Source organism: Bradyrhizobium sp. 191 (genome assembly GCF_023100985.1).
Taxonomy (GTDB): Bacteria; Pseudomonadota; Alphaproteobacteria; order Rhizobiales; family Xanthobacteraceae; genus Bradyrhizobium; species Bradyrhizobium diversitatis.
Map to the genome: position 1 here is coordinate 7,517,161 of NZ_CP064692.1, position 21,889 is coordinate 7,539,049.

Annotated in this window: 22 protein-coding genes; 9 read left to right on the forward strand and 13 right to left on the reverse strand. The window is 64.7% G+C overall.

Going from position 1 to position 21,889, the window contains the following annotated elements; all coding sequences use genetic code 11:
* Complete coding sequence (locus IVB23_RS35230; RefSeq protein ID WP_061882938.1) at window positions 1–1,368, reverse strand: histidine kinase; 1,368 nt, start codon at window positions 1,366–1,368, stop codon at window positions 1–3.
* Window positions 1,369–1,567: 199 nt separating this feature from the next.
* On the opposite strand from IVB23_RS35230, the gene IVB23_RS35235 reads away from it, so the two are divergent.
* The 5 genes from IVB23_RS35235 (at window position 1,568) to IVB23_RS35255 (ending at window position 5,922) form a co-directional block, all read left to right on the forward strand.
* Window positions 1,568–2,338 (forward strand): MotA/TolQ/ExbB proton channel family protein, encoded by a 771-nt coding sequence (locus IVB23_RS35235; RefSeq protein WP_131871279.1) that lies wholly within the window; start codon window positions 1,568–1,570, stop codon window positions 2,336–2,338.
* A complete protein-coding gene (locus tag IVB23_RS35240; protein ID WP_061882936.1) occupies window positions 2,335–3,021 on the forward strand; it encodes a hypothetical protein in 687 nt (228 codons plus the stop codon). The genes IVB23_RS35235 and IVB23_RS35240 overlap by 4 nt, the downstream gene beginning before the upstream one ends.
* Window positions 3,014–3,619 carry a hypothetical protein gene (locus tag IVB23_RS35245; RefSeq protein ID WP_247801568.1) on the forward strand — a complete coding sequence of 202 codons (606 nt, stop codon included), beginning with the start codon at window positions 3,014–3,016 and terminating at the stop codon, window positions 3,617–3,619. The genes IVB23_RS35240 and IVB23_RS35245 overlap by 8 nt, the downstream gene beginning before the upstream one ends.
* 117 nt (window positions 3,620–3,736) lie before the next feature.
* Window positions 3,737–4,477, forward strand: a complete 741-nt coding sequence (locus tag IVB23_RS35250; RefSeq protein ID WP_247801570.1) for a metallophosphoesterase family protein — start codon at window positions 3,737–3,739, stop codon at window positions 4,475–4,477.
* Window positions 4,478–4,482: 5 nt separating this feature from the next.
* Window positions 4,483–5,922, forward strand: coding sequence for a bifunctional serine/threonine-protein kinase/universal stress protein (locus IVB23_RS35255; RefSeq protein WP_247805018.1), 1,440 nt, complete (start codon window positions 4,483–4,485; stop codon window positions 5,920–5,922).
* Between the two features lie 26 nt (window positions 5,923–5,948).
* Here the strand turns inward: IVB23_RS35255 and IVB23_RS35260 are convergent, their stop codons facing one another.
* From IVB23_RS35260 to rpe, 5 genes are all read right to left on the reverse strand, one after another.
* Window positions 5,949–6,131: a hypothetical protein gene (locus tag IVB23_RS35260; protein ID WP_247801571.1), complete on the reverse strand. Its 183-nt coding sequence runs from the start codon at window positions 6,129–6,131 to the stop codon at window positions 5,949–5,951.
* 25 nt (window positions 6,132–6,156) lie between these two features.
* Window positions 6,157–6,336 (reverse strand): hypothetical protein, encoded by a 180-nt coding sequence (locus IVB23_RS35265; protein ID WP_239624932.1) that lies wholly within the window; start codon window positions 6,334–6,336, stop codon window positions 6,157–6,159.
* A gap of 4 nt (window positions 6,337–6,340) precedes the next feature.
* The gene (locus IVB23_RS39380) at window positions 6,341–6,475 is read right to left on the reverse strand and encodes a hypothetical protein (protein WP_256469037.1); all 135 of its coding nucleotides are present in this window, start codon (window positions 6,473–6,475) and stop codon (window positions 6,341–6,343) included.
* A gap of 131 nt (window positions 6,476–6,606) precedes the next feature.
* Entirely contained in the window at window positions 6,607–7,131 is a 525-nt protein-coding gene (locus IVB23_RS35270) for a hypothetical protein (protein WP_247801573.1), read from the reverse strand.
* Between the two features lie 85 nt (window positions 7,132–7,216).
* The gene (rpe, locus tag IVB23_RS35275) at window positions 7,217–7,918 is read right to left on the reverse strand and encodes a ribulose-phosphate 3-epimerase (protein ID WP_247801575.1); all 702 of its coding nucleotides are present in this window, start codon (window positions 7,916–7,918) and stop codon (window positions 7,217–7,219) included.
* 250 nt (window positions 7,919–8,168) lie between these two features.
* On the opposite strand from rpe, the gene IVB23_RS35280 reads away from it, so the two are divergent.
* Window positions 8,169–8,954, forward strand: coding sequence for an EF-hand domain-containing protein (locus tag IVB23_RS35280; protein ID WP_197969625.1), 786 nt, complete (start codon window positions 8,169–8,171; stop codon window positions 8,952–8,954).
* Here the strand turns inward: IVB23_RS35280 and IVB23_RS35285 are convergent.
* Complete coding sequence (locus IVB23_RS35285; protein ID WP_247801577.1) at window positions 8,931–9,179, reverse strand: KTSC domain-containing protein; 249 nt, start codon at window positions 9,177–9,179, stop codon at window positions 8,931–8,933. The two genes, IVB23_RS35280 and IVB23_RS35285, sit on opposite strands and share 24 nt — an antisense overlap.
* Window positions 9,180–9,909: 730 nt before the next feature.
* Here IVB23_RS35285 and IVB23_RS35290 point away from each other — a divergent pair.
* Window positions 9,910–10,437, forward strand: coding sequence for a MaoC family dehydratase (locus tag IVB23_RS35290; RefSeq protein ID WP_276578554.1), 528 nt, complete (start codon window positions 9,910–9,912; stop codon window positions 10,435–10,437).
* A gap of 98 nt (window positions 10,438–10,535) precedes the next feature.
* Complete coding sequence (locus IVB23_RS35295) at window positions 10,536–11,906, forward strand: transposase (RefSeq protein ID WP_247801579.1); 1,371 nt, start codon at window positions 10,536–10,538, stop codon at window positions 11,904–11,906.
* 1,241 nt (window positions 11,907–13,147) lie between these two features.
* On the opposite strand, the gene IVB23_RS35300 is transcribed toward IVB23_RS35295, so the two are convergent.
* Window positions 13,148–14,143 (reverse strand): P1 family peptidase, encoded by a 996-nt coding sequence (locus IVB23_RS35300; RefSeq protein WP_247801581.1) that lies wholly within the window; start codon window positions 14,141–14,143, stop codon window positions 13,148–13,150.
* A gap of 58 nt (window positions 14,144–14,201) precedes the next feature.
* Window positions 14,202–17,027 (reverse strand): PAS domain S-box protein, encoded by a 2,826-nt coding sequence (locus tag IVB23_RS35305; protein WP_247801583.1) that lies wholly within the window; start codon window positions 17,025–17,027, stop codon window positions 14,202–14,204.
* Between the two features lie 238 nt (window positions 17,028–17,265).
* Between IVB23_RS35305 and IVB23_RS35310 the strand changes: the two genes are divergently transcribed.
* On the forward strand, window positions 17,266–17,652 hold the full coding sequence (locus IVB23_RS35310; RefSeq protein ID WP_061882925.1) for a response regulator: 387 nt from the start codon (window positions 17,266–17,268) through the stop codon (window positions 17,650–17,652).
* An 82-nt stretch (window positions 17,653–17,734) separates the two neighbouring features.
* Here the strand turns inward: IVB23_RS35310 and IVB23_RS35315 are convergent, their stop codons facing one another.
* From IVB23_RS35315 to livM, 4 genes are all read right to left on the reverse strand, one after another.
* Window positions 17,735–18,853 carry a branched-chain amino acid ABC transporter substrate-binding protein gene (locus IVB23_RS35315; RefSeq protein WP_247801585.1) on the reverse strand — a complete coding sequence of 373 codons (1,119 nt, stop codon included), beginning with the start codon at window positions 18,851–18,853 and terminating at the stop codon, window positions 17,735–17,737.
* Window positions 18,854–19,011: 158 nt separating this feature from the next.
* Window positions 19,012–19,755, reverse strand: coding sequence for an ABC transporter ATP-binding protein (locus tag IVB23_RS35320; RefSeq protein ID WP_247801587.1), 744 nt, complete (start codon window positions 19,753–19,755; stop codon window positions 19,012–19,014).
* Window positions 19,752–20,585 (reverse strand): ATP-binding cassette domain-containing protein, encoded by an 834-nt coding sequence (locus IVB23_RS35325; RefSeq protein ID WP_247801588.1) that lies wholly within the window; start codon window positions 20,583–20,585, stop codon window positions 19,752–19,754. Before IVB23_RS35325 ends, IVB23_RS35320 begins: the two co-directional genes overlap by 4 nt.
* Window positions 20,582–21,883 (reverse strand): high-affinity branched-chain amino acid ABC transporter permease LivM, encoded by a 1,302-nt coding sequence (gene livM / locus IVB23_RS35330; protein WP_247801589.1) that lies wholly within the window; start codon window positions 21,881–21,883, stop codon window positions 20,582–20,584. The genes IVB23_RS35325 and livM overlap by 4 nt, the downstream gene beginning before the upstream one ends.
* Between the last annotated feature and the right edge of the window lie 6 nt (window positions 21,884–21,889).

Sequence of the window (21,889 nt, forward strand, 5' to 3'; positions counted from 1 at the left end):
TCACGCAGCGAGCGGGATGGTGGCGGCAACGCTGAGGCCGCCGCGGGCCGGCAGGATCGACAGCGATCCGCCGGCCGCCGTGACGCGCTCGCGGATGCCCGTCAGGCCGAAACCGGCCGACTGCGCGACACGGGCCGCGTCGCCGCCGCCGTCATCCTCGACGCGGATCAGCAGCGCATCGTCCTCGCCGGCACGACGTTCGACGCGCAGGCTGATCTCGCGCGCCGCGCCGTGACGCAGCGCGTTGGTCAGGCATTCCTGTGCCACGCGATAGGCCGTGTTGGCGGCCGAACCGCTGATGTCGGTGAGGTCACCCCTGAGATCGAGCTGGATCGTCGGCCGCGCCGCGCTCTGTGAGCGCCAGCTGTCGACGAGATTGACGAGGCTTGCCTCGAGCCCGAGCTCCTCGGGCAGCGGATTGCGCAGACGCTTCAGCGCATCGCGGAGCGAGGCCATCAGATGATGGGTGGCCTGCGAGATCATGCGCGCATCCTGGGCGATTCCCGTGCTGCGATCCTTCGTGCTCGCTGTCTCGATTGTGTTGGCGAAGGCGAGAATGGCGGAAAGATTCTGCCCGAACTCGTCGTGCAGCTCGCGGGCGAGGGCGCGACGCTCGTCGTCGCGGATTTCGATCAGGCGCCGCGTCAGGGCGGCGCGCTGCTCGGTAGCTTCCTCCAGCCTGTTGCCGAGCTCGCCGACGGCGCTGCCGATCATCGCCAGCTCCATCGAGCGGAAGCGCGGCAGCTTCGTGCGATATTGACCGCGCGCCATGCGCTGCAAGGCGGTCACGATCGTGCGCGCCGGCGCCAGCGCATGTGCGATCGCGAGCGAGGCCAGCAGCGCAATTGCCGCCGCCATGAGCAGCGCGACATCGATCACATTGAGGATGTACTCCCAGGCCAGCGAGACGGCCGCCGCGCCGTCCGGCGTCGCAACCACCGTGCCGGCAGCCGCCGCGCGGGGGCTGACGGGCCGGATGACCTCGGCGTGGCTGCCGAGGAAGGTGGGCACAATGGCGGCGAACCAGCGCGGCGCCGCCTTGCCCAGCCCCTCGCTCTGGCCGCAGAGCGGCTTCTCGAATGCCACAGCCGGCTGGAACTCGACGCAGACGCCGGGTGAGATCAGCTTCATCGTCTCCAGCGTGCGCCAGTCCGGAACCGGCAGGAGATGCTCGCGCGCTCTGCTGCTCCGCAACAAAAGCTCGCGCCAATACAGTGCCTGGAGCGCTTGGGCGACCCGCTGCGCCGAGGCTGCGGTCGCCCGATCGACGCTGCGATAGGCGTCGAAGGTGGCCCATACGGTCGCGGCTCCAAGGCAGAGCACGACGATGAGCAGCAGACGGGCGACAAGCTGAAGCACGAGGCGCATGCGATCACCCCCGACGTTTGGTAAGGTCAGCCTAACAACGCCGCCGCGTCTTGCCAATTGTGGTGGTTGGGGTGGATTGCAGCTTGGGCAAATTTCCCAAGCCGGATTGGGCATGCGTCTTTGGACCTGAAACGGCGGCTTTGATCTAATCGGTGGGGACACGCTGCAGGCAGTGCCTGCAATCCGGGAGCGGTGCAGCATGAGCTCGATCACGATTGGACCGATCGCGGGGACTGCGACCGACCCGTCCGAGCGCAGTGCGCTGCTGTTCTGGATGATCTTCACCGGGCTCTCGATCTTCGCCGTCGTGCTGCTGTGGCGCTTCGGCCTGATCCACCTGATGCTGACCTCGGACCGCACCTACATCTCGAGCGTGATCGCGGCGCTCTATGTCCTCACCTGCGGCCATTGCTTCCTGCGCACGCGGGCGATTGCGCGTGAAGGCGCGGCGGCGCGGCGCTGCCGGGCGGTGTTGGCGGCGCCGGACGGCAGCAAGGCGCTGGATGCGAGCGCGGCGGTGCTGCCGCGCGGCCTCGTGCGCGACCACATCCAGAGCCTGGTGACGAAAGCCGCGGCGCAGGACTACCGGCCGGTCGACCAGACGCTGCTGTTGCGAAACCTCGCCGATCGCCTGCGCGGCTCCAATGGCTTCGGTGCTTTCGTCTCCGACACGCTGATGAAGCTCGGCCTGCTCGGCACCATCATCGGCTTCATCATCATGCTGGCGCCGATCGCGGGGCTGGATGCCGCCGACAAGGTCGCGATGCGCTCTTCGATGGGCCTAATGAGCGACGGCATGGCGGTCGCGATGTACACGACGCTCGCCGGCCTCGTCGGCTCGATCCTGGTCCGCATCCAGTACTACATGCTGGACGCCGCGACCCAGCGGGTGTTCTCGGATGCGGTGCTGCTGACGGAGACCTATGTGACGCCGGTGCTGGAGCGCAAAGGTTCCGGTGCGCCGTCATGATGGATGATTTCGGTCTCTATCCGCGCGAGGAGCCGTTCGATCCGCTCGGCGTGATGCTGTTCAAGGCGCTCCAGGTGATCGCGTTCCTGTTCTTCCTGGCGCTGCTCGCGGTCTCGCCGGACGCCAAGGAGGGCAAGATCGATTCCAAGGCGGAGTTCATCATTACGATGGATTGGCCGGACAATCATCCTGATGATCTCGACCTCTTCGTGCAGGATCCGGCCGGCAACATCGCCTGGTATCGCCACCGCGAGGCCGGCTTCCTGACGCTCGACCGCGATGATCGCGGCGGAGCCAATGACTTCATCATCGTCAACGGCAAGAAGATCGCCTCGCCCATCCGAGAGGAGATCGTCACCGTGCGCGGCATCGTCGCCGGCGAGTACACCGTCAACGTCTCGCATTTCGTCGCCACCACCGGCGAGCCTGTGACCGCCAGTGTGAAGGTGCAGAAGCTCAATCCGACCGCGCAGGTGATCTTCGATAACAAGTTCACGCTCGACCACACCGGCGACGAAAAGACCGCGGTCCGATTCCGGATCGATGCGGAAGGCAAGGTCGTCGATGTCGATCAGCGGCCGAAATCGCTGCTGGAGACGTTCCGCAGCAGCTGGCGCAACGGCGGCGATCTCGATCCCAGGACCGGCGTGAGCAGGAACGCTACGAGGGTCCGCCGTGACTAGCCTGCAAACGATCATCCTGACGCTGTCGGTCGCTTATGCCGTCATCGGCGCGCTGCTGCTGGTCGTTCTGGTCTATGCACGGCTGCACTGGTCACTGAAGGCGGTCGCGGTGGTCGTGACCAGCACCTTCTACATCGTCAGCTTCACCGAAATGCGCGGGCTGCTCGGCTGGGCCAGTTCCGACCGGCTGCCGGCCGCCTTCAAGCTCTTGAAAGCCCGCATCGTCGAGCCGCATTCGCTTCAGGGCGATCCCGGCTCGATCTACCTCTGGGTCGAGGCGCTGGATGAGGACAATCGCCCGAGCGGCATCCCGCGCGCCTTCCGTGTGCCCTACAATGACCGGCTGGCCGACAAGACCCACGCCGCCGAGAACGAGATCGCGGCCGGTCATCCGCAAGGAGGGCGCGCGGCCGATTTCGGCGGCGGCGACGGCAGCCTGATCGACATGGTCCGGGAATATGTGACCCCGAAGACCATCCTGGAGACCAGCGGCGGCGATTCCTCGACCGGCGAGTTCAATGCCCCGCCCGCCGGCGCGGAAGGCGCGGTGTTCACCCCGATTCCACCGCCCCGAATGCCGCCAAAGGACGAGCAATAGGCCCTTCACCATCACCGCAGAGCAGTGCTGGCAAAGGGCCCAATGTTGGCGCATCCTGTTGACCTCCCTCAATTTGGCCTCATCGGCCTCGAATAAGAATTTGAGGGTGGAGGGTGCGTGCTTCTCGCTGTCTTCTCGGATATCCACGGCAACCGGCAGGCGTTCGAAGCTTGCTTGAAGATCGCCCGTGCGAAGGGCGCGGAGCGCTTCGTCCTGCTCGGCGATTTCGTCGGATATGGCGCCGATCCGGAGTGGGTGGTGGATACCGCGATGGAGCTCGTTGCGCAGGGCGCCGTCGCCGTTCGCGGCAATCACGACCAAGCGGTCAATTCCTCGGCCGAGACCATGAACGCCGAGGCGCAGATCGCGATCGAATGGACCCGCGGCCGGCTCGACACCGCGCAGCGGCGGTTCCTGGCTGAATTGCCGATGCTGGTGGAGGACAGCGACCGCCTGTTCGTGCATTCGGAGGCCTCCAGCCCCCAGCGCTGGCACTATGTCCGCTCGACGGTGGACGCCGCCAAGAGCCTGATCGCGACGCCCGCCCATGTCACGTTCTGCGGCCACATCCATCGCCCCGCGCTCTATTCGATGTCGGTGACGGCCAAGATGACGAGCTTCGTGCCGAAGACCGACGTCCCCGTGCAGCTCCTGCGCGGACGGCAATGGCTCGCCGTGCTTGGCTCGGTCGGCCAGCCCCGCGACGGCGATCCCTCGGCGTCCTTCGTGCTGTTCGACACGGTCTCGTGCCAGATCACCTATTGCCGCGCACCCTATGACATTGCGACCGCGGCAAGCAGGATCCGCGACAACGGACTGCCGCCGTGGCTGGCCGACAGGCTGTCGCAAGGGCGCTGACCGCGATGCCGAAACTCCTGGTCAAGTCAGGCGCGGAGATCGACGGTTACACCATCGGTGAATGCGTGCATGCCGGCGGCATGGCGACGCTGTGGACCGTCACCCATCCGGGCATCGACGTGCCCTTGCTGATGAAGATCCCGCGGGTGTCGGAGGGCGAGGACCCCGCCGCGATCGTCTCCTTCGAGATGGAGATGATGATCCTGCCGCGGCTCGCGGGTCCGCACGTGCCGGCCTGCTTCGGCACCGGTGATTTCGCCCACCAGGCCTATGTCGTGATCGAGCGCATCCCAGGCGCCACGCTCTACAAGCGGCTCCCTGACCTGCCGCTGCCGTATGACGAGGCGCGACAGCTCGTCGCCAAGATCGCAACTGCGCTCGCTGATTTGCACCGGCAGAACGTGATCCATCACGACATCAAGCCGAGCAGCATCATGTTCCGCGATTCCGGCGAGGCGGTGCTGATCGACTACGGGCTGTCGCATCACAACCACCTGCCGGACCTCCTGCAGGAGGAATTCCGCCTGCCTTACGGCACCGCGCCCTATATGGCGCCCGAGCGGCTGTCAGGGGTGCGCGACGATCCGCGCAGCGACCTGTTCTCGCTCGGCGTGCTGCTCTATTTCTTCACGACCGGCGAGCGGCCGTTCGGCGAGGGCGAGACGCTGCGCGCGATGCGGCGCCGGCTCTGGCGCGACCCGCATCCGCCGCGCAAGATCCGCGCGGACTATCCGCCCTGGCTTCAGGAGGTGGTGTTGCGGTGTCTCGAGATCGAGCCGGTGTGGCGCTACCCGACGGCGTCCCAGCTCGCCTTCGATCTCGCCCATCCGGACCAGGTCAAGCTCACCGCGCGCTCGGAGCGGGTGAAACGTGATCCCCTCAGCGTCGCGTGGCGGCGTCGTTTCAACCTTGGCGCCATGGCGCCGCGCGCGAAATCGGATGTCGCCGTCCAGATCGCATCGAGCCCGATCCTCGCTGTCGCGCTCGACACCGTGGAGGGCGCACCGGAGCTGAACGAGGCGTTGCGCGTGACCACCGAGCGCATCCTCGCCACCTTGCCGTCGGCGCGGCTCGCCTGCGTCAACGTGCTCAAGCTGAACCGGATCGCGATCGACCGGACCCTGGACGAGCAGGGTTCCAACAAGCATATCGACCGCCTGGTCGCGCTCAGGCATTGGGCGACGCCGCTCAAGCTGGATGAGAGCCGGCTGACGGCTCATGTGCTGGAGTCGGTCGATCCCGCCGCCGCGATCCTGGAATTCGCCGAGGCCAACCAGGTCGACCACGTCATCATCGGCGCGCGGCAGAGCTCGTTCAGGCGCACGCTGCTCGGCAGTGTCTCGGCCAAGGTGGCCGCGGAAGCGAGCTGCACCGTCACCGTGGTGCGGCCGCAGCGGCTGGCTGGCAATGTCGGCGGCTCAGATGCCGGCGACAGGGCGGGATAGCCCGCCTGGCGTCCTGCGGGTCTGGATCAGGCCGCGTGGACGGAGCGCTTGCGGCGGATGGGCCAGGAGAATTCCGGGCCGGGTTCGCCGTGATCCGCGCCGCCGCCAAAATACTGGATGATCTCGCGGCAAGGCTCGCAACTGAACAGGTTACGCGACGCGGACGCCTTGGTCATTTCCTTCAGGCAGTTCGGGCAATGCGGCTTCATCAGTATCGAGTCCAATCCAGAATCTTCAATGCCGGTTCGGCGACCGGAGCGGGTAGTCCAGGTCCGCCGCTTCCTCTCCCGGATCGTCCCGCATCTCGCCTTCGGCGAGTTCGAGCCGACCGAAGAAGTAGTCGAGGCCGGGATGCGGACGACGCGGGATGCGGCACCTGCGCTTCGGCTGGCGCTTCACGAGCGCGAATTGCACGGCGTCAGATCCGGTTGCGAGGGACGCTGCGCGCCGAACGTGCCGGGACCTGCACCGGTCCGGTCGAAGGGCCGAACAGAACAAACGCACTGAAACCAAGCCACAACGCCACGCCAGTCCAGACCAGGGTCGTCGTCATGATGTGCTCCCGTGAAAAACAGGCAAGAACCACTAGCAGTGATTTGCGCGAATCAGGGAAGTCCGGAGGAGTACGGAACGAGGTTGCAATTTTCAGCAATTGCTCACTGCAGCGCCTGGAGGCGCTCCAGTTTATTGCGCGGGCGACCGCCGCACCTTTCCGGCGCGTGCGCCCTCGAGGATATCCCGGATGCGCGGAGCGTTTCGAACACAGCGAAACCCGTAGCGGCCGGTGTAGTCGGTATCGGGCGAACGGGTCGATCGCCTTGACGCGAAGTTGAGATGGCCGGCGCCGCCGCCGATGTCGAGAATTTCGAACGCAGCGTCCATCGCCCGGAACGGCGTCTGGCTGACGGTCCGTCTGCCCCAGGCCGTTCGCAGGATCAGCGCGCGGCGATCGGTGATCACATAGAGCGTCTGCAGATCGTGCAGCAGCATCACCAGCGGAGCCGCAACCATCGCAACGCCAACCATAAGGAGAGGTTGGGCCGCTTGGTCGATCCAATCGTTCCCGGCGGCGACGGCGGTCAGCAACAGCCAGGGGAAGCCGATCCACCACAGAAATCGCCACATGATCATCCGGGTAACGCCGTCGGGCTGGCCCTGCCAGACCACTTGCTCGCCGTCCTGCAAGGTCTCGGCGAGCAGGCGCCGCAAGCCTGCCAGGAAGGGAGTGGCACGGATCTCATCCATTCCCGTTGGTCGCTGCGGCCATAAGGCCGGTTCGGCGCGCGAATGGAGGTCAGATGGCCTCGCCGCGGGCTCCCAGCGCGGCGTTGCGGATCGCGGCGATGTTGGCCTTGTAGGCGTCCTGCGTGCCGCCCTTGAACACGGAGGTGCCGGCGACGAAGGCGTTGGCGCCGGCCGCCGCGAGCGCGCCGGCAACGTCGGGGCCGACGCCGCCGTCGACCTCGATGTCGATCGGACGGCCCGCCGTCATCGCGCGGATGTCGCGGATCTTGCCGATCGCCGAGGCGATGAAAGCCTGGCCGCCGAAGCCGGGATTGACCGACATCACCAGCACGAGGTCGACGAGGTCGAGGACGTATTCGAGCGCGCTGATCGGCGTCGCCGGATTGAGCGAGACGCCGGCCTTCTTGCCGAGCGCGCGGATCGCCTGCAGCGAGCGGTGCAGGTGGGGACCTGCCTCCGCATGCACGGTGATGTGGTCGCAGCCGGCTTTCGCGAAGGCCTCGAGATAGGGATCGCAGGGCGAGATCATCAGATGCGCGTCGAAGATCTTCTGCGTGTGCGGGCGCATCGCCTTGATGACATCGGGGCCGTAGGAGATGTTCGGAACGAAGTGCCCGTCCATCACGTCGAGATGGATCCAGTCGGCGCCGGCGGCATCCACCGCGCGCACCTCCTCGCCGAGTCTGGAGAAGTCCGAGGCCAGGATCGAGGGCGCGATGGCCAGGGGGCGGGGGGCGAAGGCTTGGGTCATGGCGCGTTTTCCCGTGGCGGCCGTGAAAGATGGCCTCGCCTAACATGGGCCTCCGTGGCGGGCAATGCAGGGAAGCCGCGCTTCCTGTGGGCGGAAATTTCTGCCGCGACCGGCACGAATTGCCGGTGCTCCCCGGCGGTGCCGAGCGCGGCGGAGGCGGATTTCATTGAGCTTTTCACGATGGCACGACGCTTGCTCACGTCAGTCCGGAACATTGGCCGCGGCATGCCGCATCGGTTGGAGTTGTGCAATGTTGTTCGCCCTTGGTGCGGTCTCGAGTGCGCTCGGCGCGATCCAGTCGCTGACGAACTCGAAATCGTCCTCATCGACGCAGAAGACGGGATCGACGCAAGGCGCGACTAACCCGTTCGCAATCGACAGCGGCAGCAGCACGACCAGCGGCGCGGCCCCGTCGGTCAACTCGGGCAGATATCCGCAGATCTCGCCGGAGACGATGAACGCGCTGTTCGCGGCGCAGGGCCAGTCGACGGACACGAGCGCCGCGACCAGCGCATCCTCGATCAGGTCGGCGTCTTCGGCATCGAAGAGTCCCGAGGATGCGCTGAAGGACCTGTTCTCGCAGATCGATGGCGACGGTGACGGCAAGATCACCAAGTCCGAGTTCGAGGACGCCCTCGGCGCGGGCGGCACCAATCTGGCCAAGGCCGACGAGGTGTTCTCGAAGATGGACGCGAATGCGGATGGCGACATCAATCTCGGAGAGATGACGAAGGCGCTGCGGGGCGGCCACGGCCATCACGCTGAGGGTGCCGGCGGCTCGGGCGGTGGTTCGGACTCCTCGTCGCAATCCGGCGGCGGCTCGACGTCGACCACGACGACCAATGCCGATGGCTCGACCACCACCACCGTCACCTATGCCGACGGCTTCAAGATGTCGACCACCGTGCCTGGCGCCTCCAGCAGTTCGAATGCCAGCGGCGGCGGCAATTCGCCTTATGACTGGTTCGGGCAAATGATGCAGCGTCAGGCGCAGGCTTCGGCGGGGTCGGCTTCATCGATGTCGATGAGCGTGTAAGCGCGCTCCAGGGCTACCCGCATATTGGTGCGTGATGTCACGATAGACATAGCGGTCGCGGATCTCGCGATTGAAGAACGTACCTTTCGAGCGCGAATCCCTGAACGCGGCAACGACCTCGGGCGGAACATCCTCATAAACATAGAGTCGCCCGCTGACGAACGTTACCTTGAGCTCGCGTTTCTCTGGCGCATAGCGAAAGAACCGGATCACGGAAGAGGGCATGGCCGCGTACCTTGTCCGCCCGTTAACGCGTTGGAGGCCGTTTCGTTTCTCGCGTAGAGCGATGAGATCCGTTCGATCGCTACAACGGAAGTGCACTATCTCTGCCGCTTGCGGGGGAGGGTAACCGCATATGAGAGTGATATCGCTTGTGGCCATCCTTCGAGACGCCCGCCGTTGGCGGGCCCTCAGGATGAGGACCGAGTGCGTGGCGCTGGTTTCAGCGGGCTCCGATGCCGCTTAGCCTCATCCTGAGGAGACAGCGAAGCTGTCGTCTCGAAGGACAGGCGCGCGTTCAGCTTGCGCAAAGCACCATATGCGATTGCCCTGCGCTAGCGGGAGAGGCTTGGGGAGAGGGTGCTTCCGAAATGGGACGATCCCCTATAGGAGAAAGTCCTCACCCGCGCCTGTCATCGGGCGCCTTCGGCGCGACCCGGTGGGCGCGACCTCTTCCGCAAGCGGGAGAGGTTGCACCGAGCCCGTCGCGATCGATTCAACCTAAGGCCATTACGCTTTGGGCGCGTACTCATAAAAGCAATGTCAGCTCCTGAGGGAAGATCGGAAATCTTCTGCTGGGCTGAGCGCTACCGCTTTTGCCCCACAGCCGACCAGATTTCGAACGACTCTCAGCCGTCACAAGGACGGTCCGGGCCGAAACTTTCTTACCACTGGTGCGATGCGGCGGGCTCGCTTAAACGGGTCAAAGACCAAATCATCATTGCCGAGGTCGAAGGTGTCAGACATCAAGCGAGCCGCTGAACTCGAAGCTATCCGCCGAAAGCTTATTCCATTGACGGCGTACCGTCAGCTTCTCAACGGCCCCGAGCACGTGTCGGATTGGCTGCTGGTCAATCAGTCGATGATCGACACGTTCGCTGATGCCACCCACGATCACCAGTTTATTCACACCGACCGTCAACGAGCCGAGAGCGAAACGCCCTTTGGAGGAACAATTGCACATGGATTTCTCACGCTATCGCTCCTATCGGCGCTCGCTTTCGATGCGATGCCGGGCGTCGAGGGGATACGAATGGGTGTCAACTACGGGTTCGAGCGGGTTCGTTTCCTCAGCCCGGTTAAGTCTGGAGCCCGGGTGCGAGGTAAATTCCGTCTGATTGGATTGACCGAGCGCGCGGTCTCTATCCAGTCAGCATGGGACACGGTGGTAGAGGTTGAAGGTGTGATCAGGCCGGCTATCGAAGCGCACTGGATCACCTTGGCGTTGATTGATCCAGACGAGCGGCCAGTGCAGTCCCTTTGAAAGGTTCGGTTATGGCCGATTTTGTTGCAAAAGTCGGTTGAGACAAGTCACGAAGCGTGATTCCGTTGTGTTGACGCGAATCTCGGCGAGGTCGATCCATGATGGGCCGTCTGAAGAGTGACCAAGGTCAACTGTTCTACGAGTTTCGTCTTGGCGACGCGATTCCTGAAGATCATCTGGTGCGGAAGATCGATGCTGCTCTCGATCTGTCCTGGCTTCGCGGTGAACTAGCATCTCACTATTCGTCGATGGGACGCCCGTCGATTGATCCGGAACTGATGATCCGGATGCTGGTCGTGGGGTATGTCTTTGCGATCCGCTCGGAACGGCTGATCTGCCGCGAAGTGCAGGTGAACCTCGCCTATCGCTGGTTCTGCAAGCTCGGTATCGAGGACGCTGTCCCGGATCATTCGGCGTCCTCGCGCGCCCGCAATGAGCGCTTCCGCGATGGAGATGTTCTCCGCCGCGTGTTCGAACGGATTGTCGAGACATGCATTGCCGCCGGTCTGGTTGGTGGCGAAGGATTCGCAGTCGATGCGAGCTTGATTGCGGCCGACGCGAACAAGCAGCGCTCGATCGCAGGTCAGGACTGGCGCAGGGATCGCGATCCGGCCAGGTCTAGCCGCGCGGTGAAGGAGTATTTGGCAACCCTCGACGATCCGGCGTGGGGCGCCGCCAGCGATGTCGTCCCAAAGTTTGTCTCACCATCCGATCCGGCAGCGCAGTGGACCGGCGCTCACAAGGGGCCGGCATTCTTCGCCTACTCCGACAACTATCTCATCGACGTGAAGTTCGGCGTCATCGTTGATGTCGAGGCCTCCCGCGCGATTCGCCAGGCCGAGGTCGGTGCAGCAAAGACTATGATCGAACGGACCGAAGAGCGCTTCGGTCTCAAGCCAGAGCGACTTGTCGGGGATACCGCTTACGGAGCGGCTCCGATGCTGAACTGGCTGGTTGAGGAGAAGGGCATCGCGCCGCATATCCCTGTGTTCGATAAGTCGAAGCGCGATGATGGCACCTTCTCGCGGAGCGACTTTCGCTATGACCCGACCGGCGACGTTTACCACTGCCCGGGTGGTAAGCGGCTTGGGACGAGCGGTACCGTGCACGAGGGCAAGACCCTTTTGTATCGTGCAAGCAAGCTGGACTGCGATGTATGCCCGCTCAAACCGCAGTGCTGCCCAAAGGAACCGTCACGCAAGATCCCGCGCGATATCCATGAGCATGCCCGAGACGTTGCCCGGTCGTTCGCTGGCACCGAGGGCTTCGAGCTCTCTCGGCGTCAGCGCAAGAAGATCGAGATGAGGTTTGCACACTTGAAACGCATCCTGAAGCTTGGCCGGCTCCGATTGCGTGGCCCGCAAGGTGCTCAGGATGAGTTTATTCTAGCCGCCATCGCCCAGAATTTGAGGCGGTTTGCATCGCTGGTCGCACGTCCGCCACCGGCTCAGGCTCTGCGCATCGCGTAGCGTAGCGTCGAAGTTGCGTAAAATGCGTGAGGGCCAGCGCTTCAGGGCGCGGCTCAACGAAGGCCCAGCGGCCAAATCCATTGCAGCCAACTTTTGCAACAAAATCGGCCCGATGGCGAAGTGTGGTTTTGGCCCAGGCCAGGTATGGTCAGCTGATCGGGGCACACCGGAAGTGACGCGGCGCCGTTCAAACCGGCGCTTCTGACCCATGGCGGACTCGATGGTCGTACTCCCGCTCGCCAGAGCCTTTGGAGAGAGTCGAATTGAAGACGGCAGCCCGCAGCGCCCCGTTGTCCCTGATCAAGCACGTGACCCTGTTTTGGTCTCAACTTCGCTGAGTTCGCTGTGCTCGCGCGTGACCAAAGGCAATATGGACTAGCGGCGCCCTGATCGTTTAAGTTCTGCGACCTTAAACCTGTTGCCAGCGGCCAGGCTGCTGCACAACCAGTGGGCCTTGTTGCGGCCTTCGCCCAAGAACGTCTTTGTTTCGACGCAACCCAGGTAAGATGTGTGGGTGATGGTGTCTCGGCAGGTTGGTGAGAAGGGTCCGTAGTCTATTTGGCCGCCCGACTCGCTACATCCGATCCAAGGCTCCTTGCCTTTCGGAAAACTCGATGCACAGCCACCGTTGCAACTGCTGGCGACTTTCTCCAGGCTGGCAATCCTCCCCATAACAGAACCTGGCGCATATGCAGGCGCGCGCGCGGTTGACGGTCGAGTTGTTGATGCAGTCCGACGCGGCGCCGTTGTGTTTGTTCCCCGCTCCGAGACGTGCGGCTTCGCCACCTGTTTCGGCGCATCGACTGTGACGGGAGGAAGCGTCGCGGCGGAGCCGGTTGGGATCTGCGACGCCGCCGGGGCGCACAGCAAGACAGTCGACAAGACAGCGACGGTTGAAGGCACGACAAGGCTCGATGACAATCTCATGACCATGTCCTTCCAGGTCCGGGCGGGAAATGCCGCACCGGTAAGTGCACCCTAGCAGACATACTGGACTGCGCAACCTTTGGTTGGGAGCATACAACCTGTCGATAACTGTGGCGTTGGTCACCTGGCCCTTCGCTGACATTCGGGTTGATCCGGATCTGAAGTCCGATAATGGCCCGTAACTCGCCTTCGGCGATCGTCGTCCCTAAGTCGCTCTTGGCCCTTCAGCGACATTGGTCGATTGCTGCTTCTCCACCGGTGTTGAGGCGTAAGCGGATATCAGGCGGCGGCCAGCCGCTTAATGAGTACACGGCTTAGCCGAACTTGTCCTTCCACGCCGGCAGTGCACCGGGGAACGGCAGCGCGGTCGCGCTGTACACGCCGCGTGCGATCGCGCGTGCGACCACGTTGGCGGCGACCATGCCGAGCTCGGTGAGCCCCACCAGCGGCTCGATCGGCTTCTCGCAGGTGGCCGCGGCGAACAGCACGTCGCCGTCGAGCGGGGCATGCACCGGATAGATCGCGCGGGCAAATCCGGTCTGGGCGATCATCGCGAGCCGCTTGGCCTGCGCCTTGTTCAGGATTGCGTCGGTGACGACGAGGCCGATCGTGGTGTTCTCGCGCTCACGCGCGGCCGGCCCGCCCTTGATGCGCATCGCCAGCATGTCGGGCGTGAACGCAGGCGGCAGGCCCTGTCCGCCGAACTCGCCGTTTTCCTCGAACGGCGCGGCCCAGAACCAGGGACCGTTGCCGACGGTGACGCTGCCGACCGCGTTCACCACCATGATCGCGGCGACCTTGACGCCGTTCGTCGTGACGGCCGACGCCGAGCCGATCCCGCCCTTGAAGGTGGCGGTGGTCGCACCCAGGCCTGCACCGACGCTGCCGAGCGTGAAGTCGGTGCCGGCCGCGGCGGCGGCGGCATAGCCGAGATCGCGATAGGGCGAGAAGCGGCCCCAGGCCTTGTTGCCGCCGTTGAGCAGGTCGAACACGATCGCGCCCGGAACGAGGGGGACCACGGCGTCCCGGACCCTGAAGCCGCGGCCCTGTTCGGCGAGCCAGGCCTGCACGCCGCCGCCGGCATCGAGGCCGAAGGCGGAGCCGCCGGAAAGCGCGATCGCATCGATCCGCTCGACGGTATTGGCGACGTCGAGCGTCGAGGCCTCGCGCGTACCTGGGCCGCCGCCGCGGACGTCGATCGCCGCGACGGCCGGCTGGTCGAAAATGATGGCGGTCGTGCCGGAGGCCACTTCCGTATTCTCGGCATGGCCGACCCGGACGCCGGCGATATCGGTGAGAAGGTTTTTCAAGACGGCCTCGTCGTTGAGAGCATTTCGCGATCTGCGATAGCGCAGCGATGCCGCAGGCTCAACCGGCGAGCGCGGTCCTGAGCATCTTGGCGAGCTCGGACTTGCGGTAGGGCTTGGCCAGCAGCAGCACGCCGGAATCGAGCCGGCCATGATGGACGATGGCATTTTCGGTGTAGCCCGAGGTGAACAACGTCTTCAGGTCCGGGCGGCGCCGGGCCGCTTCGTCGGCGAGCTGGCGTCCGTTCATGTTGCCGGGCATGATGATGTCGGTGAAGAGCAGGTCGATGGTCTCGTCGCTGTCGATGATATTGAGGGCCTCGGTGCCGTTGGCGGCCTCGAGCGCGGTATAGCCGAGGCTCTTGACCTGCGTCACGACATACTGCCGCACCAGCGCATCGTCCTCGACGATCAGGACCTTCTCGTCGCCGCCGGCGATCGGCGCGTTCTGGAACGCCTCGAACTCGGCATCCTGCACCCCGCTCGAGCGCGGCAGGTAGATCTTCACGCTCGTGCCGTGGCCTTCCTCGCTGTAGATCTTGATGTGGCCGCCCGACTGCTTGACGAAGCCGAACACCATGCTCAAGCCGAGGCCGGTGCCCTTGCCGACCTCCTTGGTGGTGAAGAAGGGATCGAACACCCGGTCGATCAGCTCCGCCGGGATCCCGCTGCCGGTGTCGCTGACCGCAATCATCACATAATTGCCGGCAGCGACGTCGGGGTTCATGCTGGCATAGCCGTCGTCGAGGAAGATGTTGCGGGTCTCCAGCACCAGGGTGCCGCCATCGGGCATGGCGTCGCGCGCATTCAGCGCGAGATTGAGGATCGCGGTGGACAGCTGGCCCGGATCGACCAGCGTCGGCCAGGCATCCTCGGTGAGCTGCGGCATGATGGTTATCTGCTCGCCGAGCGTCGGATGCAGCAGCTTGGCGGCTTCGAGCGCCAGCGCATTGACGTCGATCTCGCGTGGCTGGAGCGGCTGCTTGCGGGCGAAGGCGAGCAGATGCCTGGTCAGCTGCGCGCCGCGCTCGGCGGCATCGTCGATCAGCTTGGTGATGGCGGCAAGCTCGGGCCGGTCGGCGACCGCGTCGCCGAGAATGCCGATCGTGCCCGTGATGACGGTCAGCACGTTGTTGAAGTCGTGGGCGACGCCGCCGGTCAATTGCCCGATCGAGTCCATCTTCTGGATCTGTCTGAGCTGGGCTTCGGCGGCCTGCTTGTCGGTGAGGTCGCGGCCGATGAAGTAATGGCGCTTCACCGGCTCGGACCAGGTGCCCATCCAGTTCAGCGTGACCTCGTGACCGTCGTAATGGTAGTAGCGCGCCTCGAAGCTGCGCTTGACCGCACCACGACGGGCTGCGCGCATCTCATTCCGCGTCTTATCGAGATCGTCGGGATGGATGAACTCGGTCGCGCTGTGACCGACCATGTCCTCGGGGTCGTAGCCGAGAATATTCTTCACGCTCGGGCTGACCTGGACGAAATTGCCATAGCCGTCGGTGACCAGGATCAGGTCCTGCGACGTCTCGAAGATGCGCTGGCGTTCTTCGGTCTCCCGGCGCAACTTCTCTCTCGCCTGCTTCTCTTCGGTAATGTCGTGGGCGATCTTGGAGGCGCCGATGATCTCGCCCTCATCGGTCCGCAGCGGTGTAACGTTGAGGACGACGTCGAGCGGGCTTCCGTCTTTTCGGATCCGGATCGTCTCGTGCTGGGCGATCGACTCATTGCCGGCGATCCGGTTGAGGATGCTCCTGACCTCGCCCTTGAGATCCGGCGGCACGATGATGTCGATCGGCTTGCCGATGGCCTCGGCAGCGGAATAGCCGAAAAGATGTTCGGCGGCCTTGTTCCAGCCGGTGATGATGCCATCGAGCGATTTCGTGATGATGGCATCGTTGGACGACTCGACGACCGCGCCGTATAGCGCAAGCCGCTTGCCGTAATAGTCGCGTTCCGAGGCCGATTGCTGCCGCAGCCTGCCGACGAGGCCCACCGTATGTGCCTGGAGGCGGACATTCTCGATGAGAAGCACTGCGAGCACGAAGGTCGCCGCAGCGAGGCCGTAGAGCCGTCCGGCATAGAAGCCGAGATCGAAGCGTGCGACGTTGACGATCGCCGACAGCGCGATGTCGAACAGCCAGGCGCACATGACCACCATGAGCCAGACGTCGATCACTGTATGCGGCCTGCGGAACCAGAGCGAGACCAGTGCGGCAAAGCTCAGCGACCACACGAAGGACACGACGCCGATCATGGTTGGCGTGTACCGGCCGTCGCGCAACAGGACCGGCAGCAGATCGTGCTGCGCGGTCACGATCCAGGTGAAGACCGCCACCGCGGCGATGACGCCGAGCAGGCTGGCGTAAATCGCCCGGCTTGCCGCGCCGCGGATCCGGGGGCCACCGTCCTTTTCTTTCAGCCAGGCATAGCCCATCACGCACAGCGGAAAGACGGCGTGCCAGATCATGTAGAGCCAGACCGTGGTCTGCCGGCCCGCGCCGAAGAGCCCGGCGGGTGCGAACAGTCCGGGGAAGGTGAGGGCATGAACCAGCGCCGCCGCGGCGGTGAAGAGATAGCCCGTCGCGAGCCACAGCAGCGCGCGGGTCCGCAAGACCGCAAACTGCGACAGCAGCAGCACCGCCGTGACGATGTCGCTTACGGCGAGCGCCGATTGATAACTCGCGACGAAGGCCGGCACCGGCAGGAGCGGGGTACCCGCGAAGGGCACGGCCGCTGCGAACAGGAGCGAGGACACGCCGACGATCGTCGACGCTGCGGTGCGGTCGGCCGAAGTGGCCGGCAGGGTCGAGAGAAATGTGCTCCGGTCGACCGTCGCAGGCACATCCACCTCTCGCGGGTCGGTCTTGAGCTGGTCGGGTCTGAGCATCTCCGCAAGTCTCATTCGGCCGGCAGTCCGTTCATGGTAGCGGTTCTGGGCGCGGATCGTGAACAGGACCGGCCACGACTCAACCGAAGGTTACAGCTTTCTTAATCTCGGTGGGAACACGGAATGGGGCTTGGGTAAGGTGCGCTTTACCGGGGCGATGCCACAATGCCGCTCCGCCACGGCGGGTTCCAGGTTCGAACCTGGCGATTCTGATCTCGATATCGGGAGTTGTTCCCCCATGCCCCGCGTTCTCATCATCGACGACCAGAAGGACGTCCGTGCGATGGTCGCGATCGTGCTTCGGGTCAATCATTTCGAGGTCGCGGAGGCCGAAAGCGGCGCGGCGGGACTGAAGGCCTTCGCAGAAAGCCCCTTTGACGCGGCGATCGTCGACATCTTTCTCGGCGACACCAGCGGCGCCGACGTCATCGCGACCCTGCGCGAGCGCGCACCGGCGCTGCCCATCATTGCGATATCCGGCATGACGACGCTCGACTTCGTGGACCAATCGCCTCACCTCGCCAACGTGGTCTGCCTGCAAAAGCCGTTTCGGCCGAACGACCTGCTGCAGGCCTTGCGGAAGGCCCAGGCCGCGGCCGGCGGCAAGCTGGCCGCAGCCGTCTGATCCTGCCGCAAGAAGAAACGCCCCGGGCCAGGCCGGGGCGCGATGATGCTTGGATGGCGGCCCAAAGGCCCGGCAAGCGCGCTCAGGTGCCGTTGCCGCTGATCTCGGCGTAGCCGCCCTTGGCGTCCCACTTGTAGACGACGTAGTCGATCTGCTTGATGTCGCCCTTGGCGTCATATTCGACCGGGCCGATCACGGTGTCCCACTTGCCGGCCTTCATCGCCGCCATGACCTTCTTGGCGTCGGTGGTGCCGGCCTTCTTGGCCGCCTGCGACCACACCTGCATCGCCGCGTAGGTGTAGAGGGTGTAGCCCTCGGGGTCGATGTTCTTGGCCTTGAATGCCTCGACGATCTTCTTGGCGGTCGGCTTGTTGCGCGGGTCGGGGCCGAAGGTGAACAGCGTGCCTTCGCCGGCGGGGCCGGTGATGGAGGCGTACTCCTTGTCGGCGAGCGCGTCGCCGGCCATCAGCACGGTCTTGAGGCCCTGGTCCCGCATCTGGCGCAGGATCAGGCCGCTTTCCTGATGATAGCCGCCGACATAGACGAGGTCGATGTTGTCGCGCTTCAGGCGGGAGACGATCGCGTTGAAATCCTTGTCGCCCTTGTTGTAGGACTCGTACATCTTCTCGGTGACGCCGGCCTTGTTGAGCGCCTTCTTGGTCTCGTCGGCAAGACCTTTGCCGTAGGTGGTCTTGTCGTTGAGAATCGCGATGTTCTTGCCCTTGTAGTTCTTGGCGATGTACTGCGCGGCGATCAGGCCCTGCTGATCGTCACGGCCGCAGACGCGAGCCACGTTCCAGAGCTTGCGCTCGGTGAACAACGGGTTGGTCGAGGCCGGCGTGATCTGGAGCACGTTGCCGTCGGCATAGGCTTCCGAAGCCGGGATCGACGACGACGAGCAATAGTGCCCAGCCACGAACGGGATTTTCGCGCCGGCGATCTTCTCGGCGATCGAGCGCGCCTGTTTCGGATCGCAGGCGTCGTCTTCGACGGAGAGCGCGAGCTTCTTGCCGTTGACGCCGCCGGCGGCATTGATATCGGCCACGGCCATCTCGGCGCCTTTCTTCATCTGGCGGCCGAAGGCGGACTCGCCGCCGGTCATCGGGCCTGCGACTGCGACGGTGACATCCTGCGCGAATGCCGCGCCCGACAGCGCGAGCGATGCGCCGAATGCCAGACCGATGAGCTTCAGTGATTTCATGAGATACCTCGCGGGTGGTCGCCTGTGGAAGTTGCCGGGAATGCCCGGTTCAAACCGGCGCCATTCTTGAATGAATTCGAGGAGAAGTCACCGGCAAAATACGGGCATTTGCGGAGATATCTCGCCACATTCGGCCGCACTTGTCGGTCTTGGCTCCGTCAGCCGTGGCGGCCGCCTTCCAGATAGGCGGCGCGAATCTCCGGGCGCTGCAGCAATTCGGTGCCGGTCCCGGCCAAAGTGATCAGGCCATTGACCATGACGTAACCGCGATGGGCGAGCTTGAGCGCATGGTTGGCGTTCTGCTCGACGATCAGGACGGTCAGACCGTCCTGCCGGTTCAGGGTGCGGATCGCATCGAAGATCTGGCGTGCGATCAGCGGTGCGAGGCCGAGCGAGGGCTCGTCGAGCAGGAGCAGGCGGGGGCGGCTCATCAGCGCGCGGCCGATGGCCAGCATCTGCTGCTCGCCGCCGGACAGGGTTCCACCGCGCTGGGCATAGCGTTCCTTCAGCCGCGGAAACAGCGCGAACACGCGTTGCAGCGTCGCCTCGCGCTCGGCGTCGGTGCATTCGGTCGAGTCCGCCCCCATCTGAAGATTTTCCGCAACGCTCATGCGCGGGAAGATGCGGCGGCCCTCCGGCGATTGCGCGATGCGCAAATGCGCGATCTCGTGGGTGGGAACGTCGGTGATGTCGCGGCCTTCATAGAGGATCTGGCCGGCGCGGGCGCGCGGCTTGCCGAAGATCGTCATCATCAGTGTCGACTTGCCGGCGCCGTTGGCGCCGATCAGCGCGACGATCTCGCCGGCATTGATCTCGATGTCGACGCCCTTCAGCGCCTCGATCTTGCCGTAGGCGGCGCGAAGACCGCGGATCGCGAGCAGGGGAGTGGGCGCCGATGTCACGTCCCGTTCTCCATCACGGCCACGGCCTCGTCCTCGTCGGCGCCGAGATAGGCGGCGATCACCTTCGGATCGTCGCGGACCTCGCGCGGCGTGCCCTCCGCGATCTTCACGCCATGGTCCATGACCACGATGTGGTCGGAGATCTCCATCACCACCGACATGTCGTGCTCGATCAGCAGGATCGAGGTGCCGAGTTCGTCCCGGATCGAGAGCAGGAGCTCGCTCAGGGCCGCGCTCTCGCGCGCATTGAGGCCGGCCGCGGGTTCGTCCAGGCACAACAGGGCGGGCTCGGTGCACATCGCGCGGGCGATTTCCAGCCGGCGTTGGTCGCCATAGGCGAAATTGCCGGCGGCGTCGTCGGCGCGGTCGAGCAAATTGACCCGCTTCAGCCAGTCGGTGGCCAGATCGATCGCACGCTTTTCGGCGTCACGGTAGGTGGGAACGCCGAGGAGACCGAGAAGGGTGTAGCCGGAGGCGCGCATCAGCGCGTTGTGCTGCGCCACCATCAGGTTCTCCAGCGCGGTCATGCCGGGAAACAGGCGGATGTTCTGGAAGGTGCGCGCGACCTTGGCCTGCTTGGCGATGCGGAAGTCGTTCAGCCGCTCCAGCGCCATCACCCTGCTGTCGTCGTGGGTGAGGCGAATGGTGCCGCCGCTCGGCTTGTAGAACCCGGTGATGCAGTTGAAGACCGTGGTCTTGCCGGCGCCGTTCGGCCCGATCAGCGCGGTGATCTTCTTCCGCTCCGCCGAAAATGACAGGTCCTGCACGGCAACGATGCCGCCGAAGCGCATGACGAGCCGGTCGACGCTCAGAATCTGGTCGGCGCTCATCCGTGCCCTTCCTTGACGAGGTCGGACGAGATCGCCTCCGCCTTGGTCAGATACACGGTGGGTGCGCGATGGCCGATCAGGCCGCGCGGCCGCCAGATCATGATCAGCACCATCGACATGCCGAACACCAGCATGCGGTAGGTCTCGAGGCCGCGGAACAGCTCGAAGCCGCCGATCATGGCGAGCGCGGCAAGCGCCACGCCGAGCTGCGAGCCCATGCCACCGAGAACGACGATGGCGAGCACCAGTGCCGATTCCTGGAAGGTGAAGGATTCCGGGCTGATGAAGCCCTGGCGGGTGGCGAAGAACGCGCCCGCGAAGCCGCCGAACATGGCGCCGGTCGCGAACGCCGTGAGCTTGGTGGTCGTGGTGTTGATGCCGAGCGCACGGCAGGCGACCTCGTCCTCGCGCAAGGCCTCCCATGCCCGCCCGATCGGCAGGCGCCGCAGCCGGATCGTCACCCAGTTGGTGAGGAGCGCCAGCGCCAGGATCAGGTAGAACAGGAAGACGATGCGGTGGGTCGGCGAATACTCGATGCCGAGCCTGGCGGCGAGCCCTTCGTCGCTGTTGTCCAGCGGGATGCCGAAGAAGGAGGGGCGCGGAATGCCGGAGACGCCGTTCGGACCGCCGGTCAGCTCCTGCCAGTTGATGATGACGAGGCGGATGATCTCGCCGAAGGCGAGCGTCACGATGGCGAGGTAGTCGCCGCGCAGGCGGAGCACGGGGAAGCCGAGCAGCACGCCCCAGAACGCGGCGAGGATGCCGGCGAGCGGGAGGCAGATCCAGAACGACCAGCCGAAATTGGTGGCGAGCAGTCCGTAGGAATAGGCGCCGACCGCATAAAACGCGACGTAGCCGAGATCGAGCAGGCCGGCGAGCCCGACCACGACGTTCAACCCCCAGCCCAGCATCACATAGGTGAGCACGAGGATCGCGAGGTCGAGGATGTAACGCTGGTCATAGAAGATGACGGGCACCAGCACCGTAAAGATCAGAAGTGCCGGCGCGAGGTACCGGCCGATGAAGGACATACCGCTCTGCACCGCCGGCGGCACCAGCTTCTCGGCGCCGGTCGGGCCGATCCACTGCCGCAGCAGCTCGATCACGATCGAGCCGCCGAACACCGCCCCGACGAGGGAGGCGAGTTCGCCGAAGCGCGTCCAGTAGGTGAGCTGGCCGTCGGGGCCCGCCTCGGTGCGGATACCGACCATCAACGAGAACAGCACCAGCGCGATCAGCGCGTTGATGAAAGCCGTCTTCAGGAGGGAGGTGATGCCTGTTGCGGGTTTTGCCGTCATGGTCGA

Bases quoted from the DNA above. Each gene is read 5' to 3' on its own strand.
- IVB23_RS35235 (WP_131871279.1), top strand. From the start codon at position 1,568: ATGAGCTCGATCACGATTGGACCGATCGCGGGGACTGCGACCGACCCG.
- IVB23_RS35310 (WP_061882925.1), top strand. From the start codon at position 17,266: ATGCCCCGCGTTCTCATCATCGACGACCAGAAGGACGTCCGTGCGATG.
- IVB23_RS35325 (WP_247801588.1), bottom strand. From the start codon at position 20,585: ATGAGCGCCGACCAGATTCTGAGCGTCGACCGGCTCGTCATGCGCTTC.
- IVB23_RS35285 (WP_247801577.1), bottom strand. From the start codon at position 9,179: ATGCCCTCTTCCGTGATCCGGTTCTTTCGCTATGCGCCAGAGAAACGC.
- IVB23_RS35230 (WP_061882938.1), bottom strand. From the start codon at position 1,368: ATGCGCCTCGTGCTTCAGCTTGTCGCCCGTCTGCTGCTCATCGTCGTG.
- rpe (WP_247801575.1), bottom strand. From the start codon at position 7,918: ATGACCCAAGCCTTCGCCCCCCGCCCCCTGGCCATCGCGCCCTCGATC.
- IVB23_RS35315 (WP_247801585.1), bottom strand. From the start codon at position 18,853: ATGAAATCACTGAAGCTCATCGGTCTGGCATTCGGCGCATCGCTCGCG.
- IVB23_RS39380 (WP_256469037.1), bottom strand. From the start codon at position 6,475: ATGACGACGACCCTGGTCTGGACTGGCGTGGCGTTGTGGCTTGGTTTC.
- livM (WP_247801589.1), bottom strand. From the start codon at position 21,883: ATGACGGCAAAACCCGCAACAGGCATCACCTCCCTCCTGAAGACGGCT.
- IVB23_RS35255 (WP_247805018.1), top strand. From the start codon at position 4,483: ATGCCGAAACTCCTGGTCAAGTCAGGCGCGGAGATCGACGGTTACACC.
- IVB23_RS35295 (WP_247801579.1), top strand. From the start codon at position 10,536: ATGATGGGCCGTCTGAAGAGTGACCAAGGTCAACTGTTCTACGAGTTT.
- IVB23_RS35260 (WP_247801571.1), bottom strand. From the start codon at position 6,131: ATGAAGCCGCATTGCCCGAACTGCCTGAAGGAAATGACCAAGGCGTCC.
- IVB23_RS35240 (WP_061882936.1), top strand. From the start codon at position 2,335: ATGATGGATGATTTCGGTCTCTATCCGCGCGAGGAGCCGTTCGATCCG.
- IVB23_RS35305 (WP_247801583.1), bottom strand. From the start codon at position 17,027: ATGCTCAGACCCGACCAGCTCAAGACCGACCCGCGAGAGGTGGATGTG.
- IVB23_RS35280 (WP_197969625.1), top strand. From the start codon at position 8,169: ATGTTGTTCGCCCTTGGTGCGGTCTCGAGTGCGCTCGGCGCGATCCAG.